12 protein-coding genes are annotated in these 14,327 nt (G+C 61.5%); 5 read left to right on the forward strand and 7 right to left on the reverse strand.

The genetic code is table 11. The annotated features are described in order from the left end of the window. Positions 1-150: 150 nt before the first annotated feature. Complete coding sequence (locus tag J3A66_RS18940; RefSeq protein WP_209570699.1) at positions 151-1,230, reverse strand: sodium:calcium antiporter; 1,080 nt, start codon at positions 1,228-1,230, stop codon at positions 151-153. Between the two features lie 371 nt (positions 1,231-1,601). On the opposite strand from J3A66_RS18940, the gene J3A66_RS18945 reads away from it, so the two are divergent. Further along, the gene (locus J3A66_RS18945) at positions 1,602-2,315 is read left to right on the forward strand and encodes a bacteriorhodopsin (RefSeq protein WP_209570700.1); all 714 of its coding nucleotides are present in this window, start codon (positions 1,602-1,604) and stop codon (positions 2,313-2,315) included. After that, positions 2,312-3,154, forward strand: coding sequence for a Brp/Blh family beta-carotene 15,15'-dioxygenase (locus J3A66_RS18950; protein WP_192071678.1), 843 nt, complete (start codon positions 2,312-2,314; stop codon positions 3,152-3,154). Before J3A66_RS18945 ends, J3A66_RS18950 begins: the two co-directional genes overlap by 4 nt. 200 nt (positions 3,155-3,354) lie before the next feature. On the opposite strand, the gene J3A66_RS18955 is transcribed toward J3A66_RS18950, so the two are convergent. Further along, a complete protein-coding gene (locus tag J3A66_RS18955) occupies positions 3,355-4,257 on the reverse strand; it encodes an SDR family oxidoreductase (protein ID WP_192071677.1) in 903 nt (300 codons plus the stop codon). A gap of 94 nt (positions 4,258-4,351) precedes the next feature. Between J3A66_RS18955 and J3A66_RS18960 the strand changes: the two genes are divergently transcribed. Next, complete coding sequence (locus tag J3A66_RS18960) at positions 4,352-5,188, forward strand: helix-turn-helix transcriptional regulator (protein WP_209570701.1); 837 nt, start codon at positions 4,352-4,354, stop codon at positions 5,186-5,188. A gap of 180 nt (positions 5,189-5,368) precedes the next feature. Here J3A66_RS18960 and J3A66_RS18965 read toward each other — a convergent pair whose 3' ends face one another. After that, positions 5,369-5,692 carry a hypothetical protein gene (locus J3A66_RS18965; protein WP_209570702.1) on the reverse strand — a complete coding sequence of 108 codons (324 nt, stop codon included), beginning with the start codon at positions 5,690-5,692 and terminating at the stop codon, positions 5,369-5,371. Between the two features lie 36 nt (positions 5,693-5,728). Further along, positions 5,729-7,015 (reverse strand): insulinase family protein, encoded by a 1,287-nt coding sequence (locus tag J3A66_RS18970; protein ID WP_192142732.1) that lies wholly within the window; start codon positions 7,013-7,015, stop codon positions 5,729-5,731. A gap of 583 nt (positions 7,016-7,598) precedes the next feature. Between J3A66_RS18970 and J3A66_RS18975 the strand changes: the two genes are divergently transcribed. Beyond that, positions 7,599-8,264: a PAS domain-containing protein gene (locus tag J3A66_RS18975; protein ID WP_192071672.1), complete on the forward strand. Its 666-nt coding sequence runs from the start codon at positions 7,599-7,601 to the stop codon at positions 8,262-8,264. A 236-nt stretch (positions 8,265-8,500) separates the two neighbouring features. Here the strand turns inward: J3A66_RS18975 and J3A66_RS18980 are convergent, their stop codons facing one another. Further along, the gene (locus J3A66_RS18980; protein WP_341786169.1) at positions 8,501-9,625 is read right to left on the reverse strand and encodes an aldo/keto reductase; all 1,125 of its coding nucleotides are present in this window, start codon (positions 9,623-9,625) and stop codon (positions 8,501-8,503) included. Between the two features lie 45 nt (positions 9,626-9,670). On the opposite strand from J3A66_RS18980, the gene J3A66_RS18985 reads away from it, so the two are divergent. Further along, positions 9,671-10,564, forward strand: a complete 894-nt coding sequence (locus J3A66_RS18985) for a LysR family transcriptional regulator (RefSeq protein ID WP_192071671.1) — start codon at positions 9,671-9,673, stop codon at positions 10,562-10,564. 198 nt (positions 10,565-10,762) lie between these two features. On the opposite strand, the gene J3A66_RS18990 is transcribed toward J3A66_RS18985, so the two are convergent. Together J3A66_RS18990 and J3A66_RS18995 are read right to left on the reverse strand one after the other, a co-directional pair. After that, a complete protein-coding gene (locus tag J3A66_RS18990; protein ID WP_056681094.1) occupies positions 10,763-11,197 on the reverse strand; it encodes an acyltransferase in 435 nt (144 codons plus the stop codon). Positions 11,198-11,270: 73 nt separating this feature from the next. Continuing rightward, entirely contained in the window at positions 11,271-14,150 is a 2,880-nt protein-coding gene (locus tag J3A66_RS18995; protein ID WP_208403710.1) for a TonB-dependent receptor, read from the reverse strand. Positions 14,151-14,327 lie beyond the last annotated feature (177 nt).

Raw genomic sequence — 14,327 nt, forward strand, 5'->3', positions numbered from 1 at the left:
CAAAGCCTCCTCGAGCAGCCCCGACGACCCAGAATCGGCCATACACGTGCTCCTTCTCTCCTCCCAACATCGGACACCTGTTCATGTTCAACACGGCTAGTTTCAAAAGCTGGCTTCCACCTCAGAAAGTCGCGTTTTGGAATAAGCGGCTCAGCTGCCGTGACCGCTAGATATTGCGAACAGGCCGCCCACGCCGAGGGCATAAAGGGTAAGCACCGCGAAGGAATCGATGCCCATGCGCCAAATTCGACGTTTGGGTCGGAAAATCAGGCCTGCGGCGTAAACGCAGGTCAGCAACACTCCAAGGCCCGCAAGATAGATGTCGCTTGCCTGAGCATCAGGCAGCACTGCCTTGCCTGAGACGACGACGGCTAGGAGGAAGAGCACTGGCAGAAAGGCGTTTCCACCAAAGATGTCGCTGACGGCCAGCTGATAGTCCTTCATGCGTACCGAGGTGATACCGGTCGAAAGCTCGGGCAGCGACGTGGCGGCCGCAAGCACCGTTGCCCCGAAGATGACCCCGCTGAGGCCGATGTGTTCCGCTATGGCATCGCCGCTTCGCTCTAAGAGTACACCGGCTGCCAATGTTGCAAGCGCCGCAGCGCCGAAGACCAATGCGACGTGAATCGTACTCTCGCCGCGCTGTCCAGAGGCGTCATCCTTCTTCGCCTGCGAGTGGCCCTTGGGTTCTTTTTGCGCGTCGGGAGCCGTGCCGCTCGTATCTTGCCAAGGCAGCCCCTTACTGGCTTTGCTGGAAAGCCACACGCCAATGATCCACAAGACGCCGATCAACACCGCCCCGGGAGTCAGGCGAGCCGCAATCAGCGTGCCCGGCAACTGCGTCGCCATGATCGACACGATCAAGACCACCACGACCAGCACCGCCTCCACGACCAGCGTGAGGCTGGCGGCGCGGTAGGTCAGAGGCACCTGCTCCTTCATGGCGATGTCCATCGCCACGAGCACAACCGTCTGGATGGCGATGCCGCCTAGTATATTGCCGACCGCCACCCCCAGATTGCCTGCCAGCGCCGCACTGACGGTGATCGCGACCTCGGGCAGGTTGGTGGCTATTGCGAGTACGATGATACCGCCGAGCGCCTTGCCTAGGTGAAGGCGCGAGGACAGAATGTCCGTCGTATCAGCTAGCTTCACGCCCGCTACCCAGATTACGCCTGCGCAGGCGGCAAAGATGGCGAGCAAAACCGGCAGGCCGAGTCCGTTGAACATGCGGAACTTTCAGTTTGTGGGTGAGCGATAGGCGGTCCATCTTAGCGATCCAGGCGACCGCGCGTTCCACAATCAGCCAAGCTTCAGTATCGTGATACCAAAGCCGCGCAATCCAGTTCGCCGGGGCTGCAGAGGACAACGGCTAGTCGATACGATGCTCATGAAGGCATCCGGTACCAGTGATTACTTACGCAGCGTCGCGCAGGGTAGTCCGCCGGCTTAATTCACTGACGAAGTGTCCGTTCGTCTCCTATCGACCGCGCTTCGTGACAAGCCGATGAACTTTGCTCCGGCGTGGACACAAAACGATACAATCCATGTTATGCGATTTGGGTCGGCATCGGGTCGCCCCCTTGTGCTGGGGATCCCGCATGGATCAGACTGCCTTCCTACTTGGGTTCACAATCATGTCGCTGGGTTCGCTGGCGATCTATGCGACGGGGAAGAAAAGTCACCCGTCCGGCCACCATACGCTGCTGCATGCCAGCGTGCCGTTCATTGCAGCTACGGCGTATCTGGCAATGGCCTTCGGCATCGGTACGCTGTTCAAGCTCGACGGCTCGGTCACCTATCTCGCAAGATACCTCGATTGGTCGGTGACAACGCCGATCCTGCTATCGAGCCTCGTTCTTCTGGCCTTCCATGAGCATGGTAGAACCGGCGAGGTTGGCGGCCACCTCACCGCCATCATCGTCCTTGACGTGCTAATGATAGCTACGGGACTGGTGTCGTCGCTAACCGGCCCATCGTTCGCAAAATGGGTCTGGTATGCGTGGTCATGCGTCGCCTTTCTCGGCGTTCTGTACCTCTTGTGGGGGCCGCTACGCATGCTGGCGAAAAGCCGGGGCATGGCCTTGGGCACGGCATACAATAAGAACGTCGCCTTCCTGACGGTTATCTGGTTCCTCTATCCAATCGTCTTCCTGATCGGTCCTGAAGGAATGAAGATCATCATGGATCCGACATCAGTCTGGGCAATTCTGATCATGGATGTCGTCGCCAAGGTTGTTTACGCCTTCTATGCGGCAAGCAATCTGGACAAGGCGCTGGAGCAGCATAGCACCGAACGCGGTCATCAGTCATGATCGCCCGCGCTCCAGCCTGGGGCTGGAGCCTGCTTCTAGGGGCGGCAGCCGCCGCCTCCATTAGCGCGTTGACCGTACAATTAGCTTTTGCGGTTGTGGCGATAGGTTTCATCGGCATGGCACATGGCGCCAGCGACTTGGCAATCGTCGAGCCGCGGCAACGCCCTTTGTTCGTCGCCTTATACGTCTTTGTTGGTGCAGTTTGCCTCTGTTGGTGGGTCATTGATCCAGCGGTCGCACTTCCGGCTTTTCTCGTCGCGTCGGCAGTTCATTTCGGCGTGGAAGATGCACCAGCGGATCGGCCGTTGGAGAGGGTGGCGAGAGGAACGAGCCTTGTCGCCACCCCCGCCACTCTCCATGCCACGAACCTGACCGATATTCTTCGTCTTGGGGGCACCTCGACAAACGTGCTGCCCGCAATGGTGTCGACAATGGCGTTGATCGGCGCAATAGCCGCAGCGTATTTGGTCGTAAAAGCATGTCAGCGCAAAGACCTGCGCCTCCTGGTCGGGACGGTGGCCCTTGTCGTTCTGCCGCCACTCGTGGGGTTTTCGGTGGGCTTTCTCGTTCTGCATGCCGCACCCCAAACGTTCGAACGTCGTACGCAGATCGGTTGTGCAACGATGGGCAGCTACCTCCGAGCAACTGCTCCGATACTGGTCGCCGCGATACTGCTCGCTACCATAACAGGCGTTCTCTTGTTACACTCTGACCCTTCCGGCGTTCGCCCCCTATTCGCGGGCATTGCGGCTCTCGCTGTACCGCATCTAATCGTGACGCCATTATTCGGGCATATGCAGTGGCGCCCGTTTCAACGAGCAGTCCGCTCCGACGCTTAGACCGACTGCCGGGTGGCTTCCTTCAACGAATGGCCTGTTGGCGTTACGACCCACAAGCGGTCGTTCAGTGCCCGAAAGCGGCATCCCAGAATCGGCCGTTCATTCACGTAACCGGCCGAGACCATGGTGTGATCCTCAGGCTATAGTCACGCCGCTGCACGCCAGCGGAACTACTCTCATCAGCGTGCAACGGCGATCTGTTATCCGATCATGGGCTCGTAATGATTCATCGCGGCGAGATCGGTGAGTAGATCGGGACCTGTAGGCTCCCATCCCAGCCGCTCCTGCGTCAAGACGCTCGACGCGGTCATGTCGAGAGCGGCGAAGGGAGCCATCCAGCCGAAGAAGCGCTCGGTGTCTTCGGTTGCGATCGAACGTACCGGCAATCCGGTTCCCTCGCCGATGGCCTCTGCGATCGTGCGTGCATCGACGCCCTCCTCGACCGACGCATGGTATCGCGCGCCCGGCTCGCCGCGCTCGAGAGCCAGCACGTATAGCTTGGCGACATCGCTGATATGCGCGGCAGCCCAGCGCGTCTTCCCTTCGCCGAGATACGCCACCGCCCCGGCACGGCGGGCCTCGGCGATCAGCGGCGTGATCAGACCGGCCTTGGTAGTATTGTGCACCTGCGGCAGGCGAATGGTGCGGACATCGATGCGGCGGGCGATCAGCGCTGCGGCGGCCAGCTCCGTCACGATGCGCGGATTGGCGTGGAGCGGGTTGAGCACATCCTCGGTAGCAGGACCGCCGTTGCGCGGCGTTCCAATACCGATGCCCGAGGTTATCAGGATCGGCTTGTTGGTTCCCGCCAGCGCATCGCCCATCGCGGCGATGTTGCGTTCATCCTTTCGAGTATTCTCGACGAAGTTGGCAAAGTCGTGATCGAATGCGCAGTGAATGACCGCGTCAGCCGCAGCGACACCACTCGCAAGGGTCTCCGGTCGTTCCAGGTCGCCCCGATGAACATCGGCGCCAGCCGCTTCGAGCTGCTGCGCGCCCGCGTCGGAGCGAGTGAGCCCGAGCACATTGTGACCGCGGCGGAGTAGTTCGGGAATGACATGGGAGCCGATAAAGCCGGTCGCACCGGTCAAGAACACGCGCATGGAAATCTCCTCGTTGACGAGGGATGTATCGCCTTGCGCCCGACCCTGTTAAAGTAGTGAGCTTATCGTGGTATAAGCTGCAACAGGATACATCTTGTCTACTGAAGCACCAAATTCGCTGGGCACGTACCTGCGCGACCGCCGCACTCGCTTGGACCCGGCGACATTCGGGCTCAGCGGCAGTCGCCGCCGGACGCCCGGTTTGCGCCGTGAAGAGGTTGCGAGCCGCGCGAATATCAGTCCCACCTGGTACACCTGGCTCGAGCAGGGCCGTGGCGGCGCGCCATCTGCGGATGTCCTCGATCGCATCGCGAAGGGGCTGATGCTGACCGAGCCGGAGCGCGAGCACATCTACATGCTCGGACTGGGTCGTCTGCCAGAGGCCCGATATCAGCCGGTCGACGGCATCACCCCTCGCCTGCAACGGGTACTAGATGGGATGGTGCTCAGCCCAGCGATCATCAAGACCGCAATGTGGGACGTTGTCGGCTGGAACCGTGCCGCTGCGGTCTTACTGACCGACTATTCCAAGCTGCCGCGCGAGGGACGCAACATTCTGCGCCTGATGTTCGGCAGCGATCATGTACGCGCCCGCAATGCCGATTTCGACAGCATCGCCCGCTTCGTCGTCGGCGCCTTCCGCGCCGACGTGGCGCGCGCCGGCGCTAGCACCAGCGCCGAGGTGATAAAGCTCGTCATGGAGTTGTCTCGGCTCAGCCCTGAGTTCGAAGCGCTGTGGCAGGATAACGACGTGGTCGCTCACGGCGAAGGAGTAAAGCGTATCCACCATCCCGACGCGGGGCTGCTGGCGATGGAGTTTTCGTCGTTCGCCGTCGAAGGAAGGCCGGAACTGGGGATGATTATCTACAACCCCGCCACGCCTGACGATGCCGAGCGGCTGCAAATGCTTCTGGATGAGTGCAGGAGCTGATCTCGGGTGAAGACGCCGAGGTACATTTACCCAATCTCGGTCATTCACAGCCAGGTTCTGGCTCACCAGCTTCGGACATTCATTAAGCTTTAGAAAAGTGGGGCGAGTAACATTGGCAACGGCAGATGCGGTTCAGTTTGGATTGCGGTCGAACACGGGATTTTCCCGCGACCAGAAATATCAGAAACGCCATTTCAATGTCACGGCCGCTGCCGGGGTCGTAGCAATGGGGCTCTTTTGCTGAATGACGTGAATGGTCGTCTCGGCGTTCAGCGGCCCTTTGAATTCGGCATTCAGTTGCTTTGCGGCAAATCCGCTTACGTCACCCAGCCAGATGTCCATTCCCTTTGGAGCGCACACGATGATCTCGTCTGACTGCCCTCGATCCAAGCACGTCGGTTTTCTGGGGCGCACCTTGGCAAGGTCGAAATCCACGACCTTTGGAACGACCGTCATAGGTCCGGTCTGCGATGCGACCGCTGCGACGATTAGGACGATTCCCATCCGTGTCTCCCTGTTCCGGCCTGGCTATTGTCGTAGTTAGTGGCAGCTCGCTCGCGACGATGCTGCATCCAGTGCGGTCCGTATCGCCTGACGGGGGTCCACCACCCGGGCAAGCTCAGGCGCTTCGACCCGGACATGTTCGTGGCCGCTCTGCCATTGCTGACGCCACCAAGCATTCCCAGTGCTTGCATCGATCGTCGGCAACCAGATCCGAGCACGTCGCAGCAAAGCGCTCGGAGCGATCAGCTCCCTGTCTGCGGCGATGGCGTGAGATAGATCCTTTGCCAGTTCGACGTTCTTGGCGTGGCCCATGTCTCCAGTAATCTGCTCGAGCTCCTGGATCAGGTCACGCCTCGCCCTGTCCCATTCGTCTGCAGAGAGGCCCGCCGTACCTAGTCGGCATGTGGTACGTTTGAGGTCGACCAGTGCAGGCTGCCATGCGTCGCCCGTAAAGTTGTCCCACAGCATGATAAGCCGGTGGCCTTGCTCGCCATTCTCGATGAACATTCCGACCTTTCCGGACGGACTGCCTGGCTGCGCTCTTGCCAGTCGATTGTTGACCGCGCGGATCGCCAGCCTGTCCATGAGCTCTGCGTCCATCTGCGATCTTTTGGAGCCGGGTGACGAAAGTGTCGGCATTGCCACGGTGATCAGCGCTGTCCTGCGCCCCTGCGGCAGAGCTGAGAAACTGATCGGCGCGATGCGATCGTAACGCAAGCGCGGAACAGGGACATGGCCGACCGGCGACCCGATGCTTTTCCAACTCCCGAAACGCTGGGTGATAAGAGCCTTCGCGGTGGTCGGATCGACGTTTCCGACGATCACGACCATCATGTTCTCGGGTCGGTATAGGCGGTGGTATAGAGCGCGGATCGTTTCAACGCTCGCTGTCGGTACGTCGTCGGAATTTTGCCCGTCGATGACGTCCGTCGGAGAGCCTGGTGCTATGCCCGCGATATAGTCGGCGTAGATCACGTTGCCGGGCTTCCTGCCGGCCATCTCGCGCATCACGTCCGCACGCTGATCGTCGACTGCATCGGATCTGAACGTGAGGTCGGTCGCGACCTCGCGGAATAGACGCAGCAGTGTGTCGAGGTCTGCCGTGCGCGTCGTTCTGGTCGACACGAAGTAATTGGTCTCTCGCCAGCTTGTGGTACCGGCGGAAGGGGCGGCGAAAGTTAGCGGCAAACCGATCTTCACAAGATGATGCAAATCGTTCGGCGCGTTTATCGTCGGACTGACGAATACGAGATGCTCGATAAGGTGTGTCAACCCGCGCTCGCCCGGCCGTTGCTCCTCGATGAAGCCACCTTCGTTTCGCATGAGCAGACTTATGCCAGGCTCGTCTGACTGCCTTGCGAGGATCGCATAGCGCACACCGTTCGGAAGACGCCCATTAACTACAGGCCTCCAATCGACTTTCTGTGCTGGGTTCGATTTTTCAGCAATTATCGCGGTACGGTGAACGTCGCCCGCATGTATGGCGGACCCGCTGGAGAATAAGGCGACGACGCCTATTCGGAGAAGCCAGCTCGCGAATACTCTGAAGCGCAACTTCCAGCCTCCGATCGACGTCCAGCCTGCCTTCCTTCGCCGGTCCGGAACGAAACTTGGCAGATCATGCGAGGTCTTTAAGGCGATAAGGTGGCAGATCGCGTGAGGCTTCCGGTCAGGACCTTGCGTCAGCGGAGACCCAGTTGCGGTCATTTCCGGCCGCTCCCTCGCTCCTCGACTCCGGTCGTTCATTCACCTCGCCGGGAAGCCCATTCTACAATCTGCGTGTCGCGTGATGGATAGCTGACGCGGACGTAGCAGCAGGTTAGATCGCCGGCACGGCAACGACACTCCCGTTGCACCAAGCCCTCACTATTATATATTATCGATCCAATTAGTTTGCGGGGTAACTATGCCGGCAGCTCATTGTGTATCAACGCTCGATGGAGTCATCCTGCAGGCAGATCAGGGCTTTCTCGATTTATTGCAGCGCCGTGAAAGCGACTTGATTGGGATCTCATATAGGCAGATCACCGACCCCCGGGATTTGCAGCGAAGCGGCAATATGCTAGCGGTACTAGAAGCGGCTGCCGCCCCAGTCCGATTGCAGAAGCGATATCTGCGCCCTGACGGTACTTCAATCGCAGCGAACCTTCTGGTCACTCGCTTCTCTGACCCTGACCGCCTGATTAGTACTCTGTTCTGGCACGAGGGCGGCCGTGATCTGCCGCCAGCTAGGCTATGGGAGGCGGCGCTTCGTATACGCCATGTCCACGATGCACGAGTCAAGCTCTTCGGCGCTGACCTCAGCACCGACCCAATTGGATCGCTCCTCATCGGCATTTATTTGGCCGAAGCAGAAGGCCGCGCGGTAGGCTTGAACCAGATCGCGACCTATGCGGACGTAGCAATCTCAACTGCTACCAGGTGGGTGGCCGTACTGCGCCAGCGCAATATCATTGACGCCCAAGCGGACGCTACATTCAATCTTCAACTAACTCGAGCGGGATTGGATCGGGTCGAGGCTATGCTTACAACCGTCTACGAAGCGCCCGATGCATCCATCATGCTGATGTGAGACTAGGAGACCATCGGGCAGAGGTGACCCAGTTGCGGTCATTCGCGTCCACTCTCCGGCTTCTCACCTTCAGACACTCATTCATCTCGGCGCTGACCGTTTTTTTGCGACCGATGACCCGTCATCAACGTCGTAATCTCAGAAAAATCGGACTGGCAGCTTTCAGTGACGACAGAGCCAGTAGCACCCTGAAACTGCGACAGGGTTGGTTATCGTGATTGGGTGGTAGCGGGGACTTACTCGCCCCATCCACGCACGTCTTGGCCGCCGAAGATCATCCTCCGGATGGCGGGCGATGCCAGCGCGGCGCTGAAGCTCGGGGCGGGGACGCTCACCTCATTCAGGCGCTCCATTTTGCGATCGTCCAGCGTGAGCGACGCAGCAGCCAGATTGCTCTTCAGTTGCTCGACCGAGCGGGCACCGATCAGCGTCGATGACACCCCCGACTTCGCCATCGTCCATGCGAGCGCAACTTGTGCGGGGCTGCAGTCCATCTCGGAGGCGATCGCCTTCACCACGTCGAGCACGTCCCAGTTGCGATCGACGAACTTGCTGTCGCCGAAGGGGTTGGCGCCGCTCAGTCGACCGGTCTCGGCGGTGTCGTCGCGCCGATATTTGCCTGACAGGAAACCGCCCGCGAGCGGACTCCATGGCTGTACGCCCATGCCGGCGTCGCGCGCGGCGGGAATGTGCTCGGCCTCCACATCGCGCGCCACCAGCGAATATTCGACCTGCATCGCGACTGGGCCGGGGACGCCGCGCTCCGATGCGACTGTCGCCGCCTTAGTAGCCAGCCATGCTGGCATGTCGGAGAAGGCGTAGTAGCGAATCTTGCCGGAGCGAACGAGCGCGCCGAGCGTCTCGACCAACTCCTCGGCGGGCGTCACCCCGTCCCAAATGTGCATCCAGTAGAGATCGACATAGTCGGTACCGAGCCGCTGGAGGGAGGCGTCGAGCGCGCGGTGGATGTTCTTGGCTCCCGCCCCGCCCGCATTGGGGTTGCCGCCGCCGGACTGCGAAGCGGTCAGCGGGCTGGCAGATCCATTGAAACCGAACTTGGTTGCCAGCACCACCTCGTCGCGTGAACCCGTCTCTTTTATGAAGCGACCAACTAGATCCTCGCTGCCACCGCCAGAATAAATGTCGGCGGTGTCGATGAAGTTGCCGCCCGCCTCGCGATAGGCGTCGAAGATTTTGCGCGCGCTGGCATCGTCAGCGTTCCACTGGCCAAGGCCAAAGGTCATAGTGCCCAACGCAAGCGGGCTGACGACGAGGCCCGAACGGCCAAGAGTGCGATAGTGACTAAGGCTCATGGACTGTCTCCTTGCTTCATCCGGAAAATAAGGAGCGCGCGCGACCACGATTAGTCATTGTTAGGTGCAAGGCCTTGTGAGCATGATGCATCAATGCGGCGCGGCGAGCTTGACGATTTGGCGACATTCGCGACCGTGGCGCGGTTGCGCAGCTTCACGCGCGCAGCTGCAGAACTCGGCCTGTCTCCGTCGGCCCTAAGTCATGCAATGAAGGCACTGGAGCTGCGGCTTGGCGTTCGCCTCCTAGCCAGGACCACGCGCTCGGTCGCGCCGACTTTGGCGGGCGAGCAACTGCTGCGGTCGCTTGGGCCAGCTCTGAGCGAAGTTGCGCGCGGCCTGTCGCGCTTGGCTGACTGGCGGGACACGCCGACGGGAGCGGTGCGGCTGACGACGTTCGGTTGGGCCGCGCGCACGATTCTAGCGCCGCGCCTGCCTGCATTCCTGATCGATCATCCTGACATCTCAGTCGAGGTGATTGTCGATGACCGATTGATCGACCTTGTCGCTGGCGGGTTTGACGCAGGAATCCGGCTCGCGGGCGCGATCGACAGCGACATGGTGACGGTGCCGGTGGGCCCCGACCTGCGCACGGTCGTGGTCGGCACACCGGGCTACTTCTCCCGCCGCAAACTCCCGATAAGTCCGGCCGATCTCGAAGACCACATCTGTGTAAATTACCGACAGCTGGGCGGCGGCGGCTTGCTGCCTTGGGAGTTCGAGGAGGGCGGACGCGACATCAGGATGCGCGTTGCGGGGCAACTGATCGTCAACGACGAAGTGTTATCATCGGCAGCGGTGCGGGCGGGTGCAGGCCTCGGCTACATGATGGAGCACGACGTGGCCGCCGAAATTGCGGACGGGCGTCTGATCCAGGTTCTCGGTGCTTGGTGCTCGCCCTATCCCGGGTGCAGGCTCTATTATCCGGACCGGCGGGTCAGTCCTGCGATGCGCGCGCTGATCGATGCGATCCGCTGGCAATCCAGTTGAGCGTTAGAGGAATGGGTTTACGCACGAGCTCCATGAGAACACCTGACCAACAAACGGTCATTCAGGTCCCCATAGGCTAACCCAAACTCCGGCCGTTCGTTCATTTAGCGATACGCCATTTTTTCGGAGCCTCGTACGAGAGCTTCGGGCGGGTGGAACGTAGATAGTTGGTCTTGACGACGCGATCGTGATCAGCCGTCACTCGAACTCAAGGTCTTTGATACGCACGGCATATGGTGGACAGTAAAGTCCATGTGCTTCGGTAGATTTCGCGATCACCGATCCTGCATTAATGACGCACCCCTCTCGCACGGTGACGCCCGGATAAATGGTGACGTTGGCGCCTACCCAGCAACCGCGCTCGATCAGGACAGGCCGAAGTCGATCCCCGTCCACGCCCCGTCGCCAGACCGAGCGTGTGATGTGGTGGGTCAGCGAGATGATCGTGCACCGGTAGCTGATCCGCACCGCTTCGCCGATCTCGACGCCACCGCCGGCGTCGATCAGTCCCTCGGGGCCGACGAACGCGCCTTTGCGCAGTGTCAGGCGGTGCGGATCGACGACTGTGCAACTGGGATCGATGAAGGCCCCTTCCTCCATCGTGATAAGGCTCAGCATGTCTTTGGTTAGCACGGCGTCTTTTTTCTCGTTTTGGCGATCAGGCGTCCGTCGTCGAGGCATCGTCCAACGTCAACGCCCGAGCGGCTCAATACCGAACCTTCGCGCCGGCATAGAAGTACCTGCCGACTGGCGAGATCGGCACGTTGGTTTCGAAACCGATATCGGGCTTCTGGTCGGCGAGGTTGTTGACCCCGCCATAGAACGAGAATCTCTCGTCGACCGCGACCTCGGTCTGCACGTCGTGCTGCCACAGCTCCTTGTACCGGAGATAGCGCGGATCGACGAGGCTTGGGTTCGCATCAGTATCAACCTTGGCGAACCGGCGGACGCCGTCCTGCCAGCGCAGGTTGTAGCTCAGCGTCAGCGCCCCCGCGGTCCAGCTCGGCGAGAAGGTGAGGGTATATTTCGGACGGAACGGCTGATCGACATTGTCCTCGGTTATGGCGCCCGGCGTGGCGACCTGTTCGAGCTTGTCGAGATAGCCGCCGACCAGCCGGATATCGAACGCGCCTGCTCGCGCCGTCCGGAAGCGATAGGCAATGTTGAGTTCGGCACCGGCAGTGCGGAACGCCGCGACGTTCTGCGGCTGGACGACATAGCCGTTGATGAACCCGGTGCCGCGCTCGCGGCTGATCGCGTTGCAATAGGCGTTGTCGAGCGTCGGCTGATCGACGCACAGCGACGCGATCGTGTTCGCATCGGGCGTATTGATCGCGTCGCGCAGACGGATGTCGTACCAGTCGAGCCCGATCGACAACCCGGAGATCGGCCGCACCACAACGCCCGCTGTCCAGGTGCGGGCGACTTCGGCGCGCAGGTCCGGATTGCCCTGCTGCGTGCCAGGAATGAAGATCGTCGCGTTCGGGTTGTTCTGCGCGGTGAAGGTGGCGGGATTGCCTCCGGCGCCGGTGATTAGCGCCTGGCAGTTCGCGGTGCGGAACTGCGTCCCGAGCGTGCGGTTGCCGATGTAGCAGGGATCGGAGAAGAAGTTGCTGCTGCCGGTCTGCGGACGGAATATCTCACCGATGTTGGGCGCGCGGACCGAGCGGCCGTAGGAGCCGCGGAAGCTGATCTCGCGGATCGGCGCGTAGATGCCGTTGAACTGGTACGCACGGGTCGAGCCGACCGTCGAATAATCCGAATAGCGTCCCGCGGCACCGACCGAGAGCAGGTTGGCGAACGGTACGTCCTTCAGGATCGGCGCGTTCAATTCGCCGAACGCTTCCCAGACATCGAAATGGCCGCTCGACGGGGTCGGCAGGATGTACTCGTCATACTGGTAGAACAGATTGTCGGTGATCGCCTGCGCCGGACGGAAGCTGCTTGATTCGCGACGATATTCGCCACCGACCGCGAACGCGACCGGGCCGCCGGGCAGCGCCGAGAACTGCCCGAAGTCACCGTTCAGCGAGGCGTTGGCGACATGCTGCGTGAGCCGTGCATCACTCGCCGGGTTGCTCAGGAAATATCCGAACGAGGCCGGATCCACAGTGTTGCCGCCGAACGTGTTGACGGGAATGCAGCCGGCCGCGCGGGCCTCGGCCGAACGGCAGACGATCGTTCCGCCCGGCCCGCGCACCGCATCGAGCGCGTGCAGGAAGCGAACGCTGAGGCGGTCGTTGAGCTTGGTCGCGCGGACGTCGGTCTGGCCATAGGTATAGGACACGTCGTAGCTGGCATGCTCCGAGATCCGGCCGGTGACGTCGACGACGCCGCGATAGGTGCGCCGGCGGTCTTCCTCGCCACGCCGCGGGATGTCGAAGTTGTTGCGGTTGACGTCGACCGAGCCGAGCCCGGCTGCGGTCGCCGCTGCGAGGATGCTTGCCGGGATGTACGGATTGTCGAGCGCGACTGTCGCGGGATAATTGCCGCCATAACCACCAAAGCTGGTCACGGTCGACTGGACGAACTTGCCCTCCAGGCTGACCTTGAACGCGTCCGACGCGTCGTAATGCGTCAGCGCGTTGACCGCGTGGCGGCGGGTACGCGGGAAGATATCGCCGATATAGCCCGCGACGGGCGTATCGTCACCGCCGATCGAATACCCGTCGTTCTGCAGGAACCGGCCGGGCGTGTAGAGCGCGCCGTCGCCGCGGAAAACCTGGTCGCCGATATACACGATGCCCTGGTTCGAACTGTACGGGTAGCGCAGGTCGCCGACCGGTCCGACCTTGTAGCTGCCAGGGCGCGTCGGGTCGTAATTGTCGAGGTTGACGAAATACTGGCGGTCGCCCTGTGCGAGATACCGACGATCGTCGTTCGCGAGCGGCTGGTCGGCGTTATACTCGTAGGCGAGCGTTAGATTGCCACGGCCGTCGGCGAAGTTGCGGCCCGCGATCAGCGAGGCGAAGCGGTTGGCGGCGTCGCCACGCTCGGAGATGCCAAACTGGCTGCGGGCCGCGACGCCATCGAAATCGCGCTTCAGCACGAAGTTGACGACGCCGGAGACGCCGTCCGCGCCGTAAACAGCCGACGCCGCGCCTGTGAGCACATCGACGCGCTCGATCAAATCAGTGGGGATCGCGTTGATGTCCACAGCAGCGGTGTCGGGCTGGCCGGCGACATGGCGGCGGCCGTTGACGAGCACCAGCGTCCGGTTGGGGCCAAGCCCGCGCAAATCGAGCAGGTTGAGCCCGACCTGCCCGAAGCTGCCGTCGGCCTGCGCGTTGCCCGCCGTCCGCGTGCTGTCGCGCGAATTAGTGAGCGCCGGCACGCGCTGGAGAAAGGTCGTGACGTTGGTGTTGCCCGACTGCTGGAGGTCGGCCGCGCTGAACGAGACGATCGGGTTGGGCCCCGCGTAATCGGGGCGGGCGATGCGCGAACCGGTCACGACGATCTCACCTGCTGCGTCGGGGGCCGGGTCCGCGGGTGCATCGGTGGCCAGTGAAGCGACCTGTGCCTGTACCGACGTTGCGGCAAGCAGCGCGACGCCAGACAGCAGATGACGGCGGCAAAGGATACGCATGACTTCTCTCCCTGTTCGCCGGCATTGCCCCCCCACCGGCGTTCGTTGCGTCCGGCTTAAGCGCATCGTCGGCAGGGGAGCAAGCCGATCGCCCGCGCAAACTCGGCCAAGGCCTTAACCTGGCGGAATTTTTCCGGCTGTTACCGTGTCGCGATGGGGGTAGCGCCGGACGCTGCG

Source organism: Sphingomonas sp. PvP018 (assembly GCF_017876865.1).
GTDB lineage: Bacteria > Pseudomonadota > Alphaproteobacteria > Sphingomonadales > Sphingomonadaceae > Sphingomonas > Sphingomonas aerolata.

Excerpts from the sequence above, each read along its gene's own strand:
- J3A66_RS18955 (WP_192071677.1), bottom strand. The coding sequence starts at position 4,257 with ATGCGCGTGTTCTTGACCGGTGCGACCGGCTTTATCGGCTCCCATGTC.
- J3A66_RS18945 (WP_209570700.1), top strand. The coding sequence starts at position 1,602 with ATGGATCAGACTGCCTTCCTACTTGGGTTCACAATCATGTCGCTGGGT.
- J3A66_RS18940 (WP_209570699.1), bottom strand. The coding sequence starts at position 1,230 with ATGTTCAACGGACTCGGCCTGCCGGTTTTGCTCGCCATCTTTGCCGCC.
- J3A66_RS18965 (WP_209570702.1), bottom strand. The coding sequence starts at position 5,692 with ATGGGAATCGTCCTAATCGTCGCAGCGGTCGCATCGCAGACCGGACCT.
- J3A66_RS18985 (WP_192071671.1), top strand. The coding sequence starts at position 9,671 with ATGCGGCGCGGCGAGCTTGACGATTTGGCGACATTCGCGACCGTGGCG.
- J3A66_RS18950 (WP_192071678.1), top strand. The coding sequence starts at position 2,312 with ATGATCGCCCGCGCTCCAGCCTGGGGCTGGAGCCTGCTTCTAGGGGCG.
- J3A66_RS18970 (WP_192142732.1), bottom strand. The coding sequence starts at position 7,015 with ATGCGAAACGAAGGTGGCTTCATCGAGGAGCAACGGCCGGGCGAGCGC.
- J3A66_RS18975 (WP_192071672.1), top strand. The coding sequence starts at position 7,599 with ATGCCGGCAGCTCATTGTGTATCAACGCTCGATGGAGTCATCCTGCAG.
- J3A66_RS18995 (WP_208403710.1), bottom strand. The coding sequence starts at position 14,150 with ATGCGTATCCTTTGCCGCCGTCATCTGCTGTCTGGCGTCGCGCTGCTT.